The 24,562-nt window shown below is 33.5% G+C and carries 18 protein-coding genes; 7 read left to right on the forward strand and 11 right to left on the reverse strand.

Going from position 1 to position 24,562, the window contains the following annotated elements; all coding sequences use genetic code 11:
- Window positions 1-16: 16 nt before the first annotated feature.
- Both abc-f and QL232_RS12010 read left to right on the forward strand, forming a co-directional pair.
- Window positions 17-1,966: a ribosomal protection-like ABC-F family protein gene (gene abc-f / locus QL232_RS12005; protein WP_168883393.1), complete on the forward strand. Its 1,950-nt coding sequence runs from the start codon at window positions 17-19 to the stop codon at window positions 1,964-1,966.
- Window positions 1,967-1,973: 7 nt separating this feature from the next.
- Window positions 1,974-2,900, forward strand: coding sequence for an alpha/beta fold hydrolase (locus tag QL232_RS12010; protein ID WP_281614300.1), 927 nt, complete (start codon window positions 1,974-1,976; stop codon window positions 2,898-2,900).
- Here QL232_RS12010 and QL232_RS12015 read toward each other — a convergent pair.
- Window positions 2,897-3,199, reverse strand: coding sequence for a hypothetical protein (locus tag QL232_RS12015; RefSeq protein ID WP_168883395.1), 303 nt, complete (start codon window positions 3,197-3,199; stop codon window positions 2,897-2,899). The two genes, QL232_RS12010 and QL232_RS12015, sit on opposite strands and share 4 nt — an antisense overlap.
- Window positions 3,200-4,393 carry a hypothetical protein gene (locus QL232_RS12020; RefSeq protein ID WP_281614301.1) on the reverse strand — a complete coding sequence of 398 codons (1,194 nt, stop codon included), beginning with the start codon at window positions 4,391-4,393 and terminating at the stop codon, window positions 3,200-3,202.
- Between the two features lie 217 nt (window positions 4,394-4,610).
- On the opposite strand from QL232_RS12020, the gene QL232_RS12025 reads away from it, so the two are divergent.
- Both QL232_RS12025 and QL232_RS12030 read left to right on the forward strand, forming a co-directional pair.
- Window positions 4,611-6,878 (forward strand): 7TM-DISM domain-containing protein, encoded by a 2,268-nt coding sequence (locus QL232_RS12025; RefSeq protein ID WP_281614302.1) that lies wholly within the window; start codon window positions 4,611-4,613, stop codon window positions 6,876-6,878.
- 153 nt (window positions 6,879-7,031) lie between these two features.
- On the forward strand, window positions 7,032-8,228 hold the full coding sequence (locus tag QL232_RS12030) for an acetate kinase (protein ID WP_281614303.1): 1,197 nt from the start codon (window positions 7,032-7,034) through the stop codon (window positions 8,226-8,228).
- 67 nt (window positions 8,229-8,295) lie between these two features.
- On the opposite strand, the gene QL232_RS12035 is transcribed toward QL232_RS12030, so the two are convergent.
- Both QL232_RS12035 and QL232_RS12040 read right to left on the reverse strand, forming a co-directional pair.
- Window positions 8,296-9,399, reverse strand: a complete 1,104-nt coding sequence (locus QL232_RS12035; protein WP_281614304.1) for a heparan-alpha-glucosaminide N-acetyltransferase domain-containing protein — start codon at window positions 9,397-9,399, stop codon at window positions 8,296-8,298.
- A 150-nt stretch (window positions 9,400-9,549) separates the two neighbouring features.
- Window positions 9,550-10,989, reverse strand: coding sequence for a sodium:solute symporter (locus QL232_RS12040; protein WP_281614305.1), 1,440 nt, complete (start codon window positions 10,987-10,989; stop codon window positions 9,550-9,552).
- Between the two features lie 126 nt (window positions 10,990-11,115).
- Between QL232_RS12040 and QL232_RS12045 the strand changes: the two genes are divergently transcribed.
- Complete coding sequence (locus QL232_RS12045; protein ID WP_281614306.1) at window positions 11,116-11,817, forward strand: hypothetical protein; 702 nt, start codon at window positions 11,116-11,118, stop codon at window positions 11,815-11,817.
- Window positions 11,818-11,877: 60 nt separating this feature from the next.
- Here the strand turns inward: QL232_RS12045 and QL232_RS12050 are convergent, their stop codons facing one another.
- The 7 genes from QL232_RS12050 to QL232_RS12080 form a co-directional block, all read right to left on the reverse strand.
- Window positions 11,878-12,888: a GGGtGRT protein gene (locus tag QL232_RS12050; protein ID WP_281614307.1), complete on the reverse strand. Its 1,011-nt coding sequence runs from the start codon at window positions 12,886-12,888 to the stop codon at window positions 11,878-11,880.
- A gap of 41 nt (window positions 12,889-12,929) precedes the next feature.
- On the reverse strand, window positions 12,930-13,628 hold the full coding sequence (locus tag QL232_RS12055) for a hypothetical protein (protein WP_168883403.1): 699 nt from the start codon (window positions 13,626-13,628) through the stop codon (window positions 12,930-12,932).
- A 99-nt stretch (window positions 13,629-13,727) separates the two neighbouring features.
- On the reverse strand, window positions 13,728-15,743 hold the full coding sequence (locus tag QL232_RS12060) for a 7TM diverse intracellular signaling domain-containing protein (protein WP_281614308.1): 2,016 nt from the start codon (window positions 15,741-15,743) through the stop codon (window positions 13,728-13,730).
- Window positions 15,744-15,802: 59 nt separating this feature from the next.
- Complete coding sequence (locus tag QL232_RS12065) at window positions 15,803-16,519, reverse strand: hypothetical protein (protein ID WP_281614309.1); 717 nt, start codon at window positions 16,517-16,519, stop codon at window positions 15,803-15,805.
- A 3-nt stretch (window positions 16,520-16,522) separates the two neighbouring features.
- On the reverse strand, window positions 16,523-17,743 hold the full coding sequence (locus tag QL232_RS12070; protein ID WP_281614310.1) for an oxygenase MpaB family protein: 1,221 nt from the start codon (window positions 17,741-17,743) through the stop codon (window positions 16,523-16,525).
- A gap of 102 nt (window positions 17,744-17,845) precedes the next feature.
- Window positions 17,846-19,039, reverse strand: a complete 1,194-nt coding sequence (locus QL232_RS12075) for a DUF1343 domain-containing protein (RefSeq protein ID WP_281614311.1) — start codon at window positions 19,037-19,039, stop codon at window positions 17,846-17,848.
- A 2-nt stretch (window positions 19,040-19,041) separates the two neighbouring features.
- On the reverse strand, window positions 19,042-20,805 hold the full coding sequence (locus tag QL232_RS12080) for a glycoside hydrolase family 3 protein (RefSeq protein WP_281614312.1): 1,764 nt from the start codon (window positions 20,803-20,805) through the stop codon (window positions 19,042-19,044).
- A gap of 91 nt (window positions 20,806-20,896) precedes the next feature.
- Here QL232_RS12080 and QL232_RS12085 point away from each other — a divergent pair, with 91 nt between their 5' ends.
- Together QL232_RS12085 and QL232_RS12090 are read left to right on the forward strand one after the other, a co-directional pair.
- Entirely contained in the window at window positions 20,897-21,838 is a 942-nt protein-coding gene (locus QL232_RS12085; RefSeq protein ID WP_281614313.1) for a hypothetical protein, read from the forward strand.
- Window positions 21,839-21,849: 11 nt separating this feature from the next.
- Window positions 21,850-24,534, forward strand: coding sequence for a CHAT domain-containing tetratricopeptide repeat protein (locus QL232_RS12090; protein ID WP_281614314.1), 2,685 nt, complete (start codon window positions 21,850-21,852; stop codon window positions 24,532-24,534).
- The last annotated feature ends 28 nt before the right edge of the window (window positions 24,535-24,562 follow it).

Genomic DNA, 24,562 nt, shown 5'->3' on the forward strand with positions numbered 1-24,562 from the left:
ATTCAAACTTTTAAGTATGTTAGCTATAAGTAATGTGTCGTTTCATTTTGGTAGTAGAATCATGTATCAAAATGCTTCCCTTACTGTTTACCCCAAAAATAGAATTGGAATTGTCGGCCATAATGGAGCAGGTAAAACCACTTTACTTAAACTAATAAATGGTGATCTCACACCCGATGAAGGTTCGATCACTATGCCTAAAGGTTGTACAATAGGGTTCTTAAACCAAGACCTACTCTCCTATCAAACGGATGAATCAATACTGAATGTAGCCATGGAAGCCTTTGGACCTGTGCTAAAAATTCAGGAACAAATTGACACCATTCTTCATGAGATGGAAACGAACTATAAAGAAGAACTAGTTGAAAAATTAGCGACACTTCAAGAAAGGTTTGATGCAATGGAGGGGTATTCTATTAAATCTAAAGCAGAAGCAATTCTCGCAGGCCTTGGTTTCAAAAACCATGAATTAGAAAGACCTCTACAAAGTTTTTCTGGTGGATGGAGAATGCGTGTAATGTTAGGTAAATTACTTTTAATGAAGCCTGATGTTTTAATGCTTGACGAACCTACCAACCACCTTGATTTACCCTCGATCCAATGGATTGAAAATTACCTCTCTTCTTATGAAGGGGCTGTATTGATCGTTTCTCATGATAGAGAATTCTTGGATAGAGCCATAAATCAAACTGTGGAAGTATCACATGGTCGATTAACTTCCTATTCTGGCAATTATTCTTTCTACTTAGAAGACAGAAAATTAAGAGCTGAGCTTCAGAAAAATGCTTATGAAAATCAGCAACAGAAAATAAAAGAGACAGAACGCTTTATTGAGCGTTTTAGATCTAAAGCCACAAAAGCAAAACAGGTACAATCAAGAATTAAAATGCTTGATAAAATGGAGATGATTGAGGATGTCAGAAATGACAATCCAGAAATCAATATGGATTTCAAATTCTCTCAACAACCTGGTAAGGTGATTTCAGAATTAAATGACTTTGACAAGGCATACGATGAGAAAATCATCTTCAAGAATGCGAATTTACAATTAATGCGAGGTGACAAAGTTGCTTTGATTGGTGCGAACGGTAAAGGTAAATCGACTCTTTTACGTCTTATCTCAGGAAAAGAGAACTTTGATATTGGAGATAGAAGCGGTGGACACAATGTAATTACAGCTTTTTATGCTCAACATCAGTTAGAAGATCTGAATGTTGAGAATGAGATTCTTGATGAATTAAAACAAGCAGGTTCTGACAAAACTGAACAAGAATTAAGAGGTATTCTTGGTTGTTTTCTGTTTGGTGGAGATGAGATTTTCAAAAAAATCAAAGTACTATCTGGTGGAGAAAAATCGCGTGTTGCCTTAGCCAAGACCCTTATTTCTGAAGCCAACTTCTTAATGCTTGACGAACCTACTAACCACCTTGACATTCCTTCGGTGAATATCTTGATACAAGCACTTCAACAATATTTAGGCACCTATTTAATTGTTTCCCATGACCGTCACTTTATTTCACATGTCGCCAATAAGATTTGGTATATCGAAGATGCTCAATTGAAAGAGTATCCAGGTACTTATCAAGAATGGGTAGAATGGAAATCAAGGCAAGAAGCTGAAAAGGAGCTTCTAGAGAAACTGGAGGAAGAAGACAAGCAGACTTCATCAAGCACTAAAAAAGAAAAGAAAAAATACACGAACTACGACCTCAAAGAATGGCAGAAGAAATTCAAAAAAGCCAAAAATGAAATGGAAAAATTTGAGGAATTAGTCATGGAACTTGAAGAAAAGAAAGAAGAAATTGAAGGTTCACTGGCTAACCCTGATATATTCGGAAATCCTGATAAATTAGCAGAAACAAATCGTCTTTATGAACAGGTTAAGAGTGATCTTGAAACTGCAACTGAAGAATGGGAAAATTGGACGATGGAGTTTGAAGAATTAGAAGAACAGAAACCAAATTAAGAAATATATGGCTGCTTATGACAAAGGGTTTTACTCTACATCTGATGGTCACAAAATATATTATGAACAATGCGGGCACCCATTAGGAGTGCCTGTTTTGTATCTTCATGGTGGTCCCGGTGCAGGATTGGATGATCATTATGAATCACTATTTGATAATCAAAAACTAGTAAGAATAATTGGTATCGACCAAAGAGGTTCGGGTAAAAGCAAGCCATTGGGTAGTTTGGAAAACAATACCATCAACAATCTAATAGACGATATTGAAGGTATTCGTAAACTATTACATATTGACTCATTTTACATTTATGGTGGAAGCTGGGGTTCGACATTAGCCTTAGCCTATACTGCCATTCACCCAAAACGAGTAATAGGGCTCAATTTATGGGGTATTTTCTTTTGTAATCAGAACGAATTAGAATGGTTTTTCCAGACAGCAGCACCAACAATGTATGCCGATGTTTTCAGCATTTTACACAAAAACATACCCAACAAAACCCTTCAACAGTTTTTGGTAGCCTATAAGAATATGATTAACGAAGGAAATCAGAAAAGTATAAATTGGTTACTATGGGAGTCGTTTGCATCGGAACACCCTCACCCAAATTATGATGAATTGTATCAATGGACAGCCTCCAAAGAAGCATTAGCTTGTATAAAAATAGAAAATCATTACTTCTTACAATCACCAAGAGTTATCAATAATAAAAGTCTAGAGGAATTTCTATCCGAACACCCTATTTCCTGCCCCGTATATATCACTCATGGTAGAAATGACCTAGTTACTCCTGCTATCTCTGCTCTACAGCTTCATGAATTATGCATTAATAGTCAACTTAATATTATCGACAATTGCGGGCATTCCTTGCAACATCCTGATTTCAAAGAAAGTATTATCAACTTTGGCAATGAATTATTGACATCTACTTCCTAGCCTAAAAACTGATCTAATTCATTAAACATATGGTTTCTTAGCACATCAACATCTCCTTGTAAAGGAATTTCCGCTAAAAACTCATGTAGTGCCATCACTTGAGACCTATTTAATTGGATGACCTTTTCTTTATCTATATCTAATACAGATATATTAAATTTATTATCATACAACTCTATCAATAATTGATGTGCGATTTCTTTTGGAAGTTCTGCTTTATATGCCTCTGCAAGCTTTAATAATATACTTTGTAAGAATCTGAAGTTTATCTCCGTTAACTTTAATCGGTATTTTTTCATCTAATAAGCGATAAGGTATGCATAATATTGAGTTGACAAATTTACATCAACCAAAGGGAAAAAACCTTTATCCAACTTGTTTTCCTTAATCTTCATAGGGTATTTTTCTTTCATTTCTTCTTCAAATAAATGAAAGTCTTTGATTGTATGTTTGGTAACAATCTTCCATTCAGAATTTTCACTATCTACTACATGATTTTTCAATGCTAAAGTCACATGCCCCATTGTATGTCTAGGATTAATCTCAACACATGGATGTATCTTTAGATGACCTTTTTCATCTTTAACTACCATACAATCTACTCCTATCTTCCCAGTGTGAAGTCTTGCATACTCACTCTTGGAGAGTAATTTTTTGTATTCCTGGATTAAGAAATCAACACTCTCATGAAGTCCGGAAGGAATTTTATTAATGAAGTCACCCAAATGGGCTCCATCGTATTGACCAGTTCCATGTGTTGAAAATGCAGTACCACCTAACCATTTAACATTATTAGAAGTAATTTCAAATAATATTGAAAAGTCCATGATTTTATCCAGCCAAGGTTCGACCAAAATAGATTCTTGTGACTGTAATCCACTAGCAATCCATGATTCTATCGAAGAGTTCATTTCAGGCTTCTGTAATTTCATTAGTCCCCTGCCAGATGCACTGTAAGGTAATTTCAAAACAACACCATTAGAATTAGAGCTCAATACGTCTTTTAATTCGCTAATCACTTGTTCTTTTTCTGAGATAAAACGCCCGATCATATTTGTCTCAATAAACGATTGATAGTTAAGCTCTAATAACTTTGATAACATACCATACCCTGTTTTTCTTGAGTAAAGAGTTCTGAAGTCTGGGTCCCAAGATTGTTTATGTTTGAGGTTATACCTATTTGATTTAAACTCCTCTAAATACTCAATAGATTCGCCCCATGGTAAAATTAGGTCAATGGGTACTTTTTGAGTTTGTAATTGCTTTCTTGAGATAGATTGAATAGGTCTTCCTGTAAGCAGATTAAGATGATCTAAAAAAGACTTATCTAATTCATTATCAAAAAGAAGCATATCATCTTCATTACACAACCATGACATTAAAATTGCCAATTCTACTGATAATTTCTTGTATAATTTAGGTGGAGTGTAAAATCTTGACCTTTTTACTATAGCTAATTCACAGTAAGGGTTGAATAATAAGATTCTAGGCATTATTATTGTGTTATAAAATGGTAAAATATTATTTAAACTAGATTTAATTGTAAATTTTATTGGTTCCTGTAAATCGATTTTTGTTTTAATTTTTAATGATAAACTACTTATTCAATACCTCTATCACCAATAACATTTACTTATTTTTCTAAATAAAAGACGAATATAATCCATATCTACTTGATTTAAACTTCATTTCAAGATCATTCACTAGCTCATGAGAATTTTAATTTCTTTCATCTTTCTCGGTATCATAATACCGTACACGACATTCGGAGGCTACGCAGAGGATATTCTAACATTAAGCGAGAAAAAGTCGTCCGTAAATGCGGCAAAAAACATTTTCTTTTATATTGATCAAGACAATTCATTGCAATTTGATCAAATATCAAGCCCTGCTTTCAATAAGTTCACATCTTGGAACAGTACTGACAATCTATCATTTGAATATGGTACGGGTTCATATTGGGCAAAAGTAGACATCCAAAATAAAGACGACCAATACAGAGAATGGCTCGTTGAAGTTGCTTATGCCCCTTTGGATGAATTAGAGTTTTATCTGGTAAAGAACGAAAAGCTTGTGGATCACCACTTAACAGGAGACCATGTAAACTATTCGGAAAGACCCATTGACCACCACAATTATCTGTTTCCAGTTGCACTAGAAAACTTGGAATCGGCTACCATTTATTTTAGAGTAAAAACAAATGGTATTGTAAAGTTACCGGTTAACCTATACCAACCTTGGAAATATGCAGAAGTAAACTCTAAGTATGAAGTAACTTATGGCATTCTACTTGGTATCTTAGCCATGCTTTGTATTTTAAGTATTGTTACTTTCCTTCCAACTAGAGATTGGTCGTATTTAATTTTCCCACTTCCTTTAGTGGCGAAAATAATGTTTACGTTTTCACTAACGGGACACACTTTCCAATATTTATTTCCAACATCACCGGTAATGGCCAATATGATCACTCCGTTATCCATTGCATTATGGATGCTAGGTGAATCGATGTTTAATTTATATTTCCTAAAAACAAGGAAATTATCTAAAGCTGCCTTTTATCTAAATATTTTTGGATTTACGTTATCGATAGCAACCATCATTACATCAGTATTTTTATCATATTATGCTGCTATTAAACTAGTAACAGCAACGGCTATTCCTTTTAGTATTTCAGCCTTAACTCTAGGTATCATTGCTTATAATAAAGGACAACGAAATGCTAGATACTATATCTCTGCTTGGTCGGTGTATATTTTCGGTTTAATGATTTTTGTTGGATTTGCTACAGGACACCTTCCTGATACATTCTTTACTCAACATGCGTTAGAATTTGGTGATTTATTTATGGCTCCACTTCTATTTACTGCTTTAAGTAAAAAATACGCTGTTTATAGAGAGCAAAAGAATGAAGCCATTAAGCAAATGCTTGATATGGAAGCGAAAGCTAAAGTAACATTAGAGGCAAAGGTTGTTGAAAGAACATTAGAGCTACAAGAAGCGACAACAGAATTAGAAGAAAAAACCGAAGAATTAGAAACTCAGGCTAATCAATTAGAAATAAAAAATGAGGAAGTCACTTCCCAAGCAGAAGAGCTTCAAAGTATGAATGATCAGATGCTTGAAACCAACACAGAACTTGAGCAAATCAATGAAGAAATTGCTGCTCAAAGGGATATGATGGAAATTAAAAATAAGAAATTAGAAGTGGTAACTAAGAGTCTTCAAGATAGTATTAATTATGCTCAGAGGATTCAGAAAACAATTCTTCCTCAGAATAAAGACTTTGATACATTTTTTGAAGATCACTTCATCATGTATCGTCCAAAACATACTATTTCAGGTGATTTTTATTGGGTAACAGAAAACACAAAAGAAGATAAAGTAGTCTTAATAGCAGCAGATTGTACAGGACATGGAGTTCCTGGAGCATTAATGTCTGTTTTGGGCGGAGGTTACTTGGATAAAATCATCAACCTTAAGAAAATCACCTCTCCTGCTAGAATTCTTATTGAGATGCATCAAAACATTCAATCTCTTACCTCACAAGAAGATGCTTTAATGAATGACGGAATGGACATGGGTGTTCTTGTTTGGGACAGAAAAGAAAAGAAGGTCACTTTTGCAGGTACACATACTCCATTAGTTTTTGTACAGAACAATAAGTTATTCTCAATTAAAGGAGATCGATTTAACTTAGGAAGCAATCATAAAAAGATTCAAATTAAAGAACATAGTATTCCATTAACTGAGGAAAGTAGCTTCTACCTTTTCTCTGATGGGTTCCAAGATCAATTTGGTGGCGATCATAACAAGAAGATCTCTATTAAAAGATTAAAAGAGTTAATATTGATGCTGTCACAAAAACCTATGAAAGTCCAACATGATGCATTTATCAAGTTCTTCGAAAGTTGGAAAGACAAAAACAATGAGAAGCAGATTGATGATGTATTACTTATGGGCGTTAAAATAAAAGCATAACATAGTATAGCATTTATAGATGAAAAAAGTCACCATTTTAGAGTTATAAGAAAAAATAATATATCTAAAATGGTGACTTTTATTGCCAAAAAATAACCGATATCTTAGGATATTGTTCACAACGAAAAATTATATCATTTTAAAAATTCGATTGTGAAAATTCTCATACTTAACTCTGGAAGTTCTTCTATTAAATTCCAACTAATTGACATGCCTTCTGAAAATGTAATTGGTAAAGGTTTAATTGAAAAGATAGGACTGAAAGATGCATCAATTACTGTAAAGAACGCTGCAGACAAAAAAGAAGTCATTAAACTAAATATCCCTAACCACGCCAAGGGAATAGAATTTTTACTAAGCATCATTACCGACGAAAAACTAAACATTATTTCAAGTTTAGACGAAATCTCGGCTGTTGGACATAGAATTGTTCATGGCGGCCAAGCTTTCTCAAAAAGTGTTATGATCAATGATGATGTTATGCATGGTATTGAAGCTTGTGTGGAATTAGCTCCATTACACAATCCAGCAAACATTAAAGGTGTAGAAGCAATGGAATTAGCCATCCCTGGCATTCCTCAAGTAGCTGTTTTTGACACCGCTTTCCATCATAGTATTCCTGAGCATAGAGCTATTTATGCACTACCAATCGAATTCTATAAAAAATACGGTTTAAGAAAATATGGTTTCCACGGTACAAGTCATCAATACGTTTCTTTAAGAGCAAAAGAAATTTACGGTGATGATAGAACTGAAAATGTAATTACCTGTCACCTTGGAAATGGAGGTTCTTTGGCTGCCATTAAAAATGGAGAATCTATCGAAACTTCTATGGGATTCTCTCCTACTGATGGTTTAATGATGGGTACTCGTTGTGGTTCTATTGATCCGGGTGCTATTCCATTTATTGCTGACCATGAAGATTTAGATATGCATGGCGTATCTACACTAATCAATAAAAAATCAGGCCTATTAGGTATCTCAGGTATTTCTTCTGATTATAGAGATGTTTCTTTGGCTGCCGAAAAAGGAAACGAAGATGCTGAATTAGCATTAAAAATGTTCCATTATGATGTTAAGAAATACATTGGTACATATATCGCTGCTTTAGGTGGAATTGATACAATCATCTTCACAGGTGGTATTGGTGAAAATTCAGCTCTAGCAAGAAGAGAAATTCTTAAAGGACTTGATGGTTTAGGTATTAAAATCAATCATGATAAAAACGATGCAACAATGGGTGTTGAAGCAGACATTTCTCATGATGATGCAAAAGTAAGAGTTGCTGTTATTCCTACTAATGAAGAAGTAATGATTGCAAGAGACACATTCAATATTGTAAATCAATAAGGTAATTCTATTCCAAGAATATATAAAAAAGGGTTGTTTTCTTATTCTGAAAACAACCCTTTTTTAATTATACTTTTATCACAATCTTCTTTCTATATAAATATAGAATTGGAATAGTCATTAAACAGATATATAAAATTGAGAAGATCAGTGAGGCCATTTCTAATGGAATTCCTGTTCCAGCTATCAAACTAAATAAAAAGCCTTTAACTGTGGTCTCACCTACAGGAATAACTCCGATTAATCTTGCCGTTAATTCAGATAATACATAAGCAGCCATTGGGTTTAAACCAAATGCTTGAGGGATTAATACTAAATTTCTCCCTTTCTTTAATACATCAAATACCCAGTAAGAAACCCCAAGAGATATAAAACCAAGTCCACCTGTGAAAAGGACGTAAGTAGACGTCCAAAGACTTTTATTTATTGGAAAAACTACCCCCCACAAATAACCTATGGCAGTTAAAACGACACCATAGCCCACTAACAATTTGACAACTTCGGATTTCGGTTTATTCTTAATTAATCCTCCTGCAAACAATCCTAGAATTGCTGTTCCTATTGCTGGAAGTGTCGTCACTAAACCTTCTGGGTCCCATGTCTTTGTACCAGACCACATATGACCATTTAATATGATGTTATCAATATAGGCTGAAATCACTCCGTTAGGATCATCCAAATTTGGTGCTCCATAGCCGGGTACAGGAATTAATGTAATCATACCCCAGTAACCCAACATGATCACAAGGAATAGTATGAAAATGTTTCTTCTGCTCAAGTACAGAAACATCGCACTAGCAAATATAAAAACTAACCCTATCCTTTGTAATACTCCCGGAATTCTCATTTCTGCAAAATCGAAGAATGGAAATAAACCAAGGAATAAACCAATTCCTATTAACTTCATCCCTCTCCAAATCCCTTTACGCATTGCCAAATTTTTCTTCACAGGATCCTGTTTCACTTTCGTCATAGAAAAGCTAATGGACACACCGACAATAAATAGAAAAAAGGGAAATACAAGATCAGTTGGAGTACACCCATGCCAATGAGCATGTTGAAATGGTGGATAGATCGCAGACCAAGTACCAGGGTTATTTACTAGGATCATTAGTATTACTGTTAACCCTCTATAAATATCCAAAGAAAGAATACGTTCGGAAGTTTTCATGTTAGTGGAATATCATTTCATTTATCTCAATTCGAAAAACGCATGAATCGCTTAACGAAATACAAAAAGTGTATTGATTACAAAAATAAGTAATCAGGTATTTTAAACACTTATTTTCGACAAACAGCAAACGTATTCATATGAAATGCACTATTTCTTATCTGAAATAAGCAACAGCCCCAACACAGTAAAACTTGCATTGACAAGTAAGATCTCGAAACCAAATTTATACCCAGCTAATAGATCTATAGAATAGATATTTAAGATATAGGATATGACAGGTGACAATAAACAAATAAAGATCACTTTGGAATCTCTTACTTTTCGCTTTGTAAAAAGGCCAAATGCAAACAGCCCAAGTAGAGGACCATATGTATACCCTGCCGCTTTAAATACATCCGTGACGACACTATCATCATTAATGGCTCTAAAGACAACGATCACTAGAAATAAGATAAAGCTAAACATGATATGCACTATCTTCCTTTTCTTATTAGAATTTCGTGAGTCTCCCATGTTTAAGAAATCTACACAAAATGATGTTGTTAATGCTGTTAATGCCGAATCCGCACTAGAAAAAGCCGCCGCAATGATACCTAATAAGAAAACTACAGCTGTAAACATACCAAAGTAGTTTAAAGCTAATGTAGGGTAAAGTTCATCCGTTCTTTCTGAGATTCGAATATTATTTGCAAAAGCATACTCATACAATAATACTCCTACTGATAGAAAAATTACAGTAGCGACAAAAAAGGCTAAAGCAAACCAAAGTACATTTTTCTGAGCTTCTTTTACATTAGTACAAGTAAGGTTTTTCTGCATAATATTTTGATCTAATCCATTCATAGAAATTGTGATAAAAATACCTGCGAAAAACTGTTTCCAAAAGAAGTTACTTGCTTTCCAATCCCACACAAAAATATCAGACATTTGGCTCATTGAGATAGTCTTAACCATAGAGCTTGGTGTCATTCCAAGTTCATTTGTAATAGTATAAATTGTCCAAATTGCTGCTAAAAGAAGAAAAGTAGTCTGTAAAGTATCTGTCCAAACAATAGTTTTAATACCTCCTTTAAAAGTATATAGCCATATCAATAAAATAGTACTTAAAACCGATACCCAAAAAGGCATGTTATAATCATTGAAAAAGGCCAATTGTAAAACCATCACCGCCAAATAGAGGCGAAATGCTGCTCCAATAGTTTGAGATACCAAAAAGAAAAAAGAACCTGTCTTATAACTAGTCATCCCAAAACGTTCTTTCAGATACTCATAAATACTAATTAGTTTCTTACTATAAAACAAAGGTATAAGGACGTAAGCAATGATAGCGTAGCCGAACATATTACCCATCATAAATTGGAGATAACTCCAACCTGATTTACCGACGGTTCCAGGCACAGATATAAATGTCACCCCAGATAATGTAGCGCCTACCATACCATAAGCAACTAAATACCATTTTGAACTTCTATTGGCTGTAAAAAAGCTTTTTGATTGATTCTCTCCTTTTTCTGCTGTTAAATAAGAGATGAGTAAGAGTAATAAAAAGTAAAAAAATATTACAAAAAATACCTGTGTAGATGTCATTTGGACTGAATATGATAGTTTGTTTCTTTGTAAATGAATAATGTATATTATATTCGAAAAATATTTTACAATAACCTTAATAAATTAAACTAAAACAATTTAAGGTTTAACTTAATTATTAATCAAATGAAACTAACACTATCCATCACCTTTTTGGTCACTCTTTTTTCAACACTAGTACAAGCTCAAGTAACTTCAAACACTAACTTGTATGACCTTGTAGACCCTGACCACCTCAACACAGACCTTCTTTATCAGAACAGTGCTGCAAATTTTAAAGGATCTCCTTTTTACACCGATGAGTGGTCTACAGGATTTGTCACTATTTTAGGGGGCGAGCATTATGATGATATTCTAATCAAATACGATGCTTATAAAGATGAAGTCTTGGTTAGGAAAAGTGAAGACAATGTAATTATTGTCGACAAAAAACAGATCAATCGTTTTGGTTGGACGGATAACGATAATGAAATTATATCCTTTGAGAAGAAACTGCTGAATAATAAACCTACATATCTTGAAATAATATTCAAAGGAGAAACATTTAACGTTTACCGCTATAGAGTGAAGAAATTTCACAAGAAAGATGAACAGAATTCCAACTCCTATAGTGAAGATATAAAAGATGAGTATAAATGGACTAGCACAAAGTTGTACTATGATAACGGAAATTCTTTAACTGAGATTTCAACAAAAGGAAAAAATTTTTATTCAGTATTTGGTGATAAGAAAGCAGAAATGCAGAAGTTTGCTAAATCAAATAAATTGAAAGTTAAAGACAAAAAAGACTTAGAAGAAATTTTTGCTCATTACTCTACAATAAAGTAAAAAAAGGGCCGCAGATATTTAGAATTATCTACGGCCCTTTTTATTAATCTACAAGTTTTACTACACTGCTGCTGCAGTAAAAGCTTCTTGTAAAGCAACGGCAACTGCTACAGAAGCACCTACCATAGGATTGTTACCCATACCAATTAGCCCCATCATTTCTACATGGGCAGGTACAGAAGATGAACCTGCAAACTGTGCGTCAGAGTGCATACGCCCCATAGTATCAGTTAAACCATATGAAGCAGGACCTGCACCAACATTATCTGGGTGAAGTGTTCTACCTGTACCTCCACCAGAAGCTACAGAGAAATATTTCTTACCTAATTCATAACGTTCTTTTTTATAAGTTCCTGCCACAGGGTGTTGGAAACGCGTTGGGTTAGTTGAATTACCGGTAATAGAAACATCAACATTTTCTAAATGCATGATAGATACACCTTCTCGTACATCATCAGCACCATAACATTTCACCTCACCTCTAGGACTTTTAGAAAAACGTCTTTCTTCTAAAATATTTAATTGTCCAGTCGTATAATCCATTTGAGTTTTCACATAAGTGAAACCATTGATTCTTGAGATAAGATAAGCGGCATCTTTCCCAAGTCCATTAAGCATTACTCTTAAAGGATGTTTTCTTACTTTATTAGCAGATAGTGCAATTTTAATAGCACCTTCAGCGGCAGCAAAAGACTCATGACCGGCCAAGAATGCAAAACATTCTGTTTCTTCATTTAACAATCTTGCTGCTAAATTACCATGTCCTATCCCTACTTTTCTTTGATCTGCAACAGAACCTGGAATACAAAAAGCTTGGATGCCTTCTCCTAAACTTTCTGCAATATCTTTCGCCTTAGTTTGTCCTTTTTTAATTGCGATAGCTGCACCTAAAATATATGCCCACTTTGCATTTTCGAAAGCTATGGGTTGTGTTTCTGTTACAATGTTATAAACATCGACACCATTTTCTTCTACTAATTTTTTAGCATCTTCCAATGATCCCAACTCGTATTGTGTAACTACTTCATTTATATTATTGATTCTTCTTTCGTATCCTTCGAATAAAGCCATGATCGTATTTTTTTAATGTTAGAAATAATTTGAAATGAAATTTAGTTTTCGCGAGGGTCAATATATTTTTCTGCCTCATCGAAACGGCCATAGGTACCTTTTGCTTTTTCCATAGCTTCATTGGCATCCAAACCTTTCTTGATCATTTCCATCATCTTACCTAAGTGGACAAAAGAATATCCGATTACTTCGTCGTTCTCGTCTACTGCTAACTTTGTCACATAACCTTCGGCAACTTCTAAATATCTAACACCTTTAGCTTTTGTTCCGTAAGTTGTTCCTACTTGAGATCTTAAACCTTTTCCTAAATCTTCTAAGCCTGCTCCTACTGGCAATCCACCTTCTGAAAATGCAGATTGTGTTCTACCATACACAAATTGCATAAATATTTCTCTCATCGCCACATTAATGGCATCACAAACTAAATCGGTATTTAATGCTTCTAGTATTGTTTTTCCGGGTAATATTTCTGAAGCCATTGCTGCTGAATGAGTCATTCCAGAACAACCTACTGTCTCAATAAGACATTCTTCAATAATTCCATCTTTAACGTTAATTGTCAGCTTAGATGCTCCTTGTTGAGGAGCACATGTACCAACACCATGTGATAATCCAGAAATATCAGTAACATCTTTTGCATGAACCATTCGTCCTTCTACGGGTATTGGGGCATTCATATGAGCATTTCCTCCCATCTGTGCCAAAGGACACATTCCTTGTATTTCTGCTGTATAATTCATAGTAAATGATAGTTGATAATTTTTTATTTTTTTAACTACCTTTTAATGAACGCAACACGGTGTTAGCAGGACATGGTTTTAAGTTAACAAAGGATAATTTTAATTCATATTAGCGTTTGTTTTCAATAGAGCACCAAAAACAAGAACATCATCTACTTGGTTAACAGTACCTCTACCTGTCCAAGTGTTAAATTCCTCTTTAAGCCTTTCCTCTTGTCTTTTAAGAGGTAAGTTAAAAATTGTTGATAAAAGTGTTCTAAAATGCTTAGACATATACTTTTTTCCATTGACACCAAATTGGTCTTGGTAACCATCTGAAAACATATAAATCTGAACATCACTATCCTTATAGCAAACCTCTGATGTACTAAATGGATCATGAATAAAATTCATTTCGCCACCAATAGAGTTTCTTGACCCTTTAATTCGTTTTAATTGATCATTTTTAAAATAGATCATAGGGTTTTTCGCACCAGAGAATAAGATCTTTTCTTCTTTTTTATCAATAACACAAACTGCGGCATCCATCCCATCAGTTAAATTAGTTGATTGCTGATTTAAAGCATATTTCACCTCAATATCAAGTCTTTCTAATATTTTATGTGGATCTGTCTCTGACAATTCATTAACTATAAATTCAATTTTTTGTATACCTAAAATACTCATTAATGCTCCAGGAACACCATGCCCAGTACAATCTGCAATAATGATAATGATGCGCTCTCCCACTTTCTTATACCAGTAAAAGTCTCCAGAAACGGTATCCCTTGGCATATACAATAGACAAGTATCCCCAATTTCTTCTTCAAGCTTATCTATATTTGGCAATGATGCTTCTTGTATCCTTTTGGCATAATTGATTGATGACAAAATTTGATCATTCTGTGAAGCTAACTGCTTATTCATTCCAGATAATGTTTCATTCTGGATTTCTAATTCTTCTTTTGTCTCTTCTAAATCTTTTGTTCTAATAGATACTTCCCTCTCAAGCATCTGATTTTGCTCTATGATTAATTGATGAAGTTTTAATTGAGTATCATTAATCTTAGCACCTAAACTTAGAGAGAAAATCACCTGTTCTATGCAAGCCCCTATTAATAGTGTAGGAACAGATCTAATACCAAATAACGGAGGAATCAATTCAAATACTTCTAATGTATGTAATGTGATGAAGATAAAATTGATCAAAACACCATAAAAGAAATATCGGGCAGTAATGCTTCTTTTCCTTTCCTTATTGGCGATATAAATCATCGGAAGATAAGTCAAATTGATCATTATAGTCCCTAATGGAGTAATAATGAAATACAATTCGAAAATCACAAGAATATTAAGTATCATCAACCCAACCAGAGTTAGGTTAGACACCAGAAATAATCTCGGATAATTCTCTTTTATATTAAGTAATGTCTGCGAGAAGAGGATAAACAAAGCCGCTGAAGAAAAACCTAGCCAATGGTTTAATTGTTGGTAGTGCTCTGCAGTCTCTAGATAATTAATAACTTTTCCAGATATGGTAAAATTGAATAGAGCAACACTTAAAACATGCATAGAGTAATAAATGTAACCTTTATCTTTTACCATAAAATAGAGCCCCATATTGTACAAGATCATTAAAATCATTGCACCTAGGAATAAGTAGATAAAACTATTCAGATAGTCTATCTGCTTTTTCACTTCACTTGTCTCTATTATAGTAAGGTCTTGAGGAAGGGCTTGAAACTCAAAAAATGGTCTATCAAACTGTGAGCATCTTAAATAATATGTCGCCTTTTCTTTTGGTTTCAAATCGATTGGAAGAAAAGTATACCCTCGGTATAAAAAGTTCTTTTTGATGTTAGGATATAGAATTCCACCTTCAGCCACTTTGGTAAAAGTATGCTGATCTACCTGTTTGTATAAAATCAGATGATCAAAGTAGCTGTATGAAAGCTGTCCTGAATAAACACTGTCTTTTAAATTCTGGACATCAAATTTAATCCAATAGTTTTCTATTTCAGAAGTCACATCCCCGTAGTCATAAGGTAGAAAACTATCTAAATCATTTTCTAATGCAAAAGGCTCAGTTTCATCTGAGGCCGTCATTAAAACATTTGAATGTATAATTTGCAGCATTTCTCTATCTTTTGCTGATAGAGAAATGCTAATAATTAGGTGAAAAAATAAAATGAAATTTACACCAAGGCTTCTTCTTCCCATATATCTTTTTCAGTAGAAAACTCTTTCTTTTTCCATGCTTTAATCTTGTCTTTATTTACAGTAAGCCAAGCATAGAACATGTCTAAAGCGAAAGTAATAGCGGCAATAATCACAACAAATGGAGATGCTGTATCTCCTAAAAAAATTCCAACACCTACGAATACTGTTCCAAAGCCTTTCCATAAAGCAATAGATAAATTCAATGCCTTTTCTTCTGGATGAGCTAAGATTAGGAAAATAAACAGTGTGGACATAATAATATTAAGGACATATCCTGTACCTGCACCAATTGGGTCACCATATTGTTCAACCCAACCATAAATGATCAGACACCAGAATACAAATCCAATAACGGAAGTCATATTAAAATATTTCTTTATTAAAGGCACTCTTACTTGTTTTGCTCCATACTTATGGAAATATATAATCATGATTACATCTGTGATCCACCACAAACGAATACCCCAAACAAATAATTGACCTAGTTCTGTAGTATAGACAAAACTAAACATAAATTCCCAAGCAATATTCGCTACAGCTGCTTCTGCAGGTATACCAAAGAATTTATATTTTTTAGCATTATAAATGACTAGAATATATGTAACAGCCCAAAAAATTGCATCAAGAAAAAATAAGACTTGCTGCGTTACAGTATAATCTGTTAGATTAATCCATTCAGTTGTTTGTTCCATTTTTTAAATTAGTTTTTGTAAGGTTATTCTGTAGTTAAATATAGTTTTTGTCGAAAAAATATTTTCGTATTCTTTTTTAGCTTTTGGTGCGATCCAGTTTTTCTTTAATGAAGGTGGAATATTGAATTCTACTTCCTTTTCTTTATAGTAGAAATCCAACATGTGTTGAAGTAGAAAAACATTAAATGTTTCGGTAATTTCGCAAAGTAATGCTGACTCATCTTTTCCTTGATCGAAGATTTGTAACACTTTTGAAAGCGTTCTAATAAACACCTTTGAGGTAAATGAAGTGTGTGTTTCAATTCCTACTGTTTCACAAATTTCATCACCTAATAAAAAGTGCATAAATGCTTCTGGGAAATCATCATAATGAGTCCCCGGTGTTGCAGCCTTCAAGAAATCAACACATGATTTTGTAAGTATTTTTCCTCCTTCTGTTGGCTTTCGCTGTTCTTCTAAGATTTTTTGTCCAGTAACAGCTCCTTCATCAAAAGTTTCAGGAATAATTGATGGTTCTACACCCATTACAAGACCTACTAATTTCCATGTATAATAGTAAGCTTTCTTCTCTTCATCAGATACAGTAATTCCCAATTGCTCTAATCCTTGAACAGGAAATACTGAAAATGACAAAAGAGTCCCCAACATATCTTCTTGATTAATGGGTTCACCTAACTCTTCAGTATCCCAGGAAACATGATTACTGTGCTTCAAATAATAACGTATCGAAGCATGCATTAATCTTACTTTTTTAGCTGTTACCAATCCACTACCCTCTGAATCCATTCCATCCTGAGACATTACATTGATAACAAACTGAGCAGTTTCCATTAATCGGTTGATAAATGGTTCTAGTCCCTTTCTTTTACTCTCCATAAAGCGACCAGTACGGTAAACAACTTCAGCACCATTTCCACATGAATAAGTTGCAGGTAGCGATTTACAAAGCAGCATTAAAGAAAGAATAGGCCCATGTTTTTCGAAAAACTTTTGCCCTTGATCAATTAAATCATGATCGACATTATCAGATAGGATTTCAACTGAACTTTTCTCAAAAAAGTCTCTTAAAGCATCATCTTTAATTTCACTAATTTCATTATTAGTGGTTATGGTTTCAAAAAGTTCGTTAATCTTATTGATGCCATTGTTTTGGATGTATGTTTGGATCAGATTGTCTGCAAGAGGGTCTGTCATCCCTCTTAAGTTTACAAGAGTGTTGCTCATAGTGAAGCAAAGAGTTAGTAATTGTATAAACTGAAAAAGCTGATTAAGAAGTAAGTTAAATGAAATCAGTCAAATATCAAATTTTGTCATACAAAGGAAGTATTAATCATGATATAAAATATACTTTTCTCTTAACGTTTTATATATATTCAACTCTTCAATCCATGACAACTTTATTTCTTCAATAGACTTCCCTTCATTAATCATGATCCTTACTTGATCTGTTCCGCAAAGTAAATCCATCCATTTTTCTTTCGAGATCACTGACTTTTGCTCCATCGATAAGAACTTCTTATTCCAATCAACAATATAAGATAGATCTAGTCCTCCTTTCTTGACCGTTCTAAGATCTTGTCCAAAACATTCCTCCCCTTTTAATACAGGATTCGTAGCCGCTCCTTTTATAGATCTTGGGGTAAAAGTGAATTCCCCCAATTTTTCATTTGTATAACCAATGACCTGAAAAGGAAAATCTGTACCCCTGCCAATACTTACAGGTGTAGCTTCAAAGAAACATAACGATGGGTACAATAATATCGATTGATCATTTGGCAAATTTGGTGAAGGTTTGACTGGCAAACTATAAGCCATTGAGTGATCATAATTTTTTACTTTGATAACAGTAAGATCACATGTTCTTTCATCTCTTAACCACTTTTCTCCATTGATCATTTTAGCTAATTCACCTACAGTTAAACCATGTAAGATTGGAATTTTATGCATGCCCACAAATGATTTATATTTCTCATTTAATACAGGTCCATCTATATACATTCCATTTGGATTTGGTCTATCTAAAACGAGAAATGGAACATTAGCTTCAGCACAAGCCTCCATCATATAATGCATTGAGCTAATGTAGGTATAGAAACGGCATCCTACATCTTGAATATCAAATAATACAATATCAACTTGTTGTAATAATTCAGGAGCTGGGCGTTTATTCTTTCCATAGATAGAAAATATTTTCACACCTGATTTTTGGTCAATACCATCTTTAACATGTGCTCCAGCATCAGCATTACCTCTAAAACCATGTTCAGGAGCAAATATCATTTCTAAATGGACACCTAAATTTTGTAAAGAATCCACTAAATGAATCCCATCAATTTGAGAGGTCTGATTGACTAGCAGCCCAACTTTTTTTCCTTTTAACAGATCGATATATTCTGACAACTGCTGAGCCCCTGTAATAATTTCTAGTGGCTTCTCCTTTAATTCTTTCTTATCTGATGAAGACACCTCACAAGAAAAAAGTGAAATCATCATAAACATTAAGTAGATCGATTTTTTCATATCTATAATCCTAATCCTTCTTTAAATCTTTGATCAATGGTTACTGGTAATTTTCCTTGGCTATTTATCTCCCCTAAAAGTAATTTTCCTACTGACTTTCTCAATTCAGGTAAATCTTGATAACCAATTATTAATCCATCTATATTTTCAATACCCACAAAAGATCGTATTGCATAAGCATTGCCAAAAAATACACCAATATGTTTAGGGTCTTTATCTTTCATCAAATGAAAATAGTTCAACATTGTATAGGTTACTCCATAAGGGTATTTCGATTTTTTTATTGGTTCATCTTCTTTGGCTAATTCTACAGCAATATCCTTAACACCTGGACTCATATATAATGCCCCGACTTGTGTAATCACCACATCAAATCTAGATAATTTACTTATCAATTGTTTTAATTGTTCTGAACTAGCGTTTTTAGATAAAAAAAATGATTCTACGTCAAACTGTTTCTCTGAAAGTCTTTTTTTAAGTAAAGTTGATGACTTACCAATATTTACAATTGCCACTTTTTCTTTTCTATCAAGAGAAATACATTGGATTCTATTCTTTAATACGGTTATCGCTTTATCAGATATTTCTTGAATCAACTTCTTCGCTTCCTGGGGTTGTAGATCTGCTTTTAATGAAGTTGTAGACAACCTCTTTTGTTTATCTACCTCCAACCATCTTTTCATCAATAATACTCTCCACCCCTTTTCATTGATCTGTTCCCAAGATATTTTCTTCTGATTGATCGCCAACAACACTTCTTTAATGGCTTTATCAATATGGTTTGTGAACTCTACTACATCATTACCCGCTACCAAAGCCTGAGCATCTGCTTTTCCATAATCATGAAACTGCTTTGTGATAGCATCCATCAAGATCCCGTCTGTAAATATCACTCCATCAAACTTTAGAGAATCTCTTAATAAATCAGTAATTACTTTAGTTGACAATGAAGAGGCTTGATCATCTAAAGCAGGAACTTCTAAATGAGCAGTCATTACGCCTCCAATTCCTTCCCTTATCAATTGCTCGAAAGGGTATAATTCTAAAGAATCTAGTCTTTTTCTAGAATGTGGAATCACTGGTAATGATTTATGAGAATCAACATTCGTATCACCATGACCTGGAAAATGTTTAGCAACTGCCAAAACTTGATGATCCTCCAAACCCTTCATGTATGCTAATGCTTTTGAAGTAACTTTTTCCCTATTCTCTCCAAACGAACGGTAACTTATCACAGGGTTTAATGGATTATTATTTAAATCTGCAACAGGTCCATAACTTACTGTCACACCTACTCTTTTCAATTGATTTGCAATTTGTGAAGACATCTCATAAATCAATTGATCATCTTGTAACGCACCCAATGTCATCGCATAAGGATAAGAAATACCATCATAAGGTAGTCTCATCCCTAATCCCCATTCAGCATCTAAAGTATATACCAATGGTGTTTTTGCTACATTATTCAACCTATTGACAGCATTGACCTGATCTATCGCTTTCCCCTTAAAAAAGATAACGCCTCCAACATTATATTTCCGAACTAGAAACTCTACTTCCTTATAACTTCTACTTGTATAATGAGGAACAATAAATAATTGTGCAATTTTTTCTTCATTGGATAATGACTGCCATACTGAATCTACCCACTGTAAATCTTCAATAGAAGCATCAAAAAATTTAGGTGATTTATGCTCTTGAGAAAAAACAGTTAAACTACTGAATAACAGATTTATAATAAAAAATCGAAATAAATAATTGGACATATTACTGATTTTCGTTCAATTTTTGTTAGGTTAACTACTAAAATACTAACTACCTCTTCAAATACACCCTAATTCAGTTATCTTTTTAGCTATGAAAAGAATTTTTATTCTAGTCACTCTTTTATCAATCATATCTCTTCATCAAATACATGCTCAAGGATGTAGTGATGCAGGCATTTGCTCAACTGGAGCACTTAATCCATCTAATGATAAAGACAAAAGTAATATTGTTGACCATAAGTTTGCTATCACCTATAATGGATATTGGCAGATGTATAAAAGTCAATTTTATGATCAAGGAGCAGGTTTAACAGTAGATTATAAAATCTCCTCTAAAAGTAGTGTTCAAGCTAAAACAGCTTATTCATTCAAATCAGGTCCAATTACAGACACTCAAGGAATGAGTGATGTCACTCTATCCTATTCTTACCAAATAATTTCTGGTGGAAAATGGAACCTTACAGGAGTTATTGGGGGTAAGGTCCCTACAGGAAAAGCAAATATGACATATGAAGGGTTACCTCTTCCAATGATCTACAATACTTCTTTAGGTACTTATGATGCATTATTTGGTATCGCTTTAACATCAAAAGCTTGGCATATCTCACTAGGTATACAACAACCATTGACCGCATTAACTGAACATGAATATGATCCTTATTATTGGAGAAACACTGAATACTACCAACACTTACTAAATTGGTTTCCTTCATCAAGACATCTTGATCGAAAAACTGACATTAGTATGCGCTTAAAATATGCTATCAAAACTTCAAAATGGTCTATTGCTCCAAGTGTACTAGGTATTTATAAACCACAACCTGGGTATGTTGAATCAATTGAAGATGGAAATTATGAAGTCATTGGCTCAGAAGGTTTAACTATTAATGGTCTTTTAGAAGCTTCATACAATATAAATACTTCACTCACACTATCTGCAGTAGGTGCGTATGCCATACAGCAAAGACCTCTAAACCCTGATGGATTACAACGAGATTATGTCGTTAACTTTTTTATTAAACAACAATTCTAGTAATACCTAAGATGAAATATCATTTTTTAATATATATCTACTTATTCCCATTGATCACTCTAGCACAATCTTCACTACAAAGTGCTCAGAATTTCTATGAATATGGAGAATTGGACTCTGCAATCAACATACTAAATAAGGTCAACGTAAATAAACAGAATGTAAATTATGTTGACGCTTTAAAAGCTAAGATCTATGGACAAAAAAGTTACTACACAAAAGCATTAAGTCTATGTGATGATTCATTATTAGTCTCATCAAAACCTTCATATTTAGCGATTATTAATGCGAAAGGATATTTATTGGAACATCAAGGATTTTCATATGATGCCATTCAAGTCATTTTACAAGGAATTCGAAAATTTGATGAATACAAGAACAACAGTGAGTACACAAAACTATTTATTGAAAGTTATTCTTTGTTAGGAATAGCTTATTGGCAGACAGGAGCTCAAAAAGAAGCCAATGAATATTTAAAACAAGCCTTAGTTTTATCAAAAAAATTAAATGATAGCATATTAGAAGCTAATTGCAATATCAACTTAGGCTTAGTGAATTCTAGTGACGAACCATTTAAGGCTCAGGTCTATTACGAAAAGGCATTGAAGGAGTATCAAAAAGCCTTTCCAAATGAGGACCACCCTAGTGTAGCCTCTATCTATATTAATTTAGGAGTAATCTTTCAACAAAACTATTTTCTACCAAAAGCCATTGAAGCCTTTGAAAAAGCAGCAAGTATTTGGTCAAAATTATATTCTAATGACCATCCTAATGTTGCCTTTGCTTATACATATATTGCCGAAGCATACTTAAAAAGCAATCAAGTTGATCTGGCACTTGAATTTTATGATCTTTCTTTACAGTTATATCAAGTTACTTTTGGAGATAAACATCCCGAAATAGCTAATATCTACATTCACTTAGGTGATATTAGTTACGATCAGGAAGAATATAAATCTGCTCTGAATTATTATCAGAAGGCCATTTGTTCAAATAGTTTTCAATTCAAGAATGAAGATCCCAAAGCCAACCCTGAGGCAAGTGATTACTTAAATCCATTTATCAATATTGTAGCTTTGCAGAAAAAAGCAGAGGCTTTTGAAAAGATTCATTTTACAAAGACACTAAAAAGAAACGACTTATCTTCTGGTATTGAATCTTTAGAAGCTGCCCACCATGTAATTAATAAAGTAAGAGGAACTTTAAGAAATGAAGAAGATAAAATCAAGCTAAGTGAAATTACCAACGCAGTGTATTCAGATGGTATTCGACTTAGTATGGAATTAGGAATAGCTTCGGTAAATGCTAATAAATGGAATGAAAAAGCCTTTCAATTTATGGAATGGAGTAAATCTGCTACTCTTTTGGAAGCTATTCAAGACACAAATGCAAAAACCTTTGCAGGAATTCCTAAAGAGCTTATCGAAAAAGAAAATAGCTTGCATGACGAGATTAGTGCTATTGAACAAGGTATAATTAAAAGTTCATCCATTACAGAAAGAGATTCTTTAGAAAACATACTCTTTAATACTGAACAATCACTTGAAGAATTAATAAGTGATTTAGAGCAGGACTACCCTAAATATTATAATTTAAAATACAACGCTTCAGTAATTTCATTGAAAGACATTACAAATAAAATCTCTAAGAATGAGGCGTTGATTAGTTACTTTATTTCTGATGTTGAAGAGTTATTGTATATATTTTTAGTAACAGACAAAGGTTTAAATATTTATACAGAACCTTTTGATGATGATTTTAAGGATGAAATTATAAGTCTAGAATCGGGATTGAAGTTCAATTTTGATGAAATCATTCTTATGTCTTCCAAATATCTATCGTCGAGACTACTTCCATTTTACTTAAATGATGCTATTGAAAAAGTGACTTTCCTACTCGATGGAAAGATTAATAGTATTCCAATGGAGGTCCTTTTCTATGAATCATTAGGCGAAATTGACCAGATGAATGCACATCAATTACCTTTCATGGTAACTAAATATTCTATCGCATATAATTTTTCGGCAACTTTAGCCTATTCTGAAGATTCAGGAAATGAACAATCTGAATCAGGAAATAATATTGCTTTTTTCGCCCCAGTAAACTTTACTGATTCTACAGGCTCAGAAATTTACTCCTCTCTTCCAGGTACATTATCTGAAGTAAGAGAAATTGAAAGTATTGCCAATACACAAGGATGGTCAACCTCCACTTATATGTATAAGAAGGCAACAAAATCTAATTTATTAAGTGCTTCTAAACAAGGGTATAAATATTTGCATTTTGCTACTCATGGTTTTGTTGATGAAGAAAGCCCAAATCAATCTTTTATATTTTTAAATGGCGAAGAGGAAGAACCAAATCTTCTTCATGCGTCTGAAATTTACAACCTTGAATTGAACAGTAAACTAGTCACTTTATCTGCCTGTGAAACAGGTTTAGGAAAAATAAGTAAAGGAGAAGGATTAATTGGACTTTCCCGATCTTTAAAATATGCTGGAGTAGAAAATTCCATCGTATCACTTTGGACTGTAGATGACATCTCAACTGCCCTATTAATGCAATATTTCTACGAAGAAATAGTAAAAGGTGAAAATATTTCCAAAGCTTTAAAGAAGGCAAAAATTAAACTTATCAAAGGAAGTCTTTACTCCTCCCCATATTATTGGGCTGCTTTCTCACATATTGGGCATTAGGGAAACTTTTCGAAGGTTAACTACTGTT

The organism is Flammeovirga sp. SubArs3, from assembly GCF_947387565.1.
GTDB lineage: Bacteria > Bacteroidota > Bacteroidia > Cytophagales > Flammeovirgaceae > Flammeovirga > Flammeovirga agarivorans.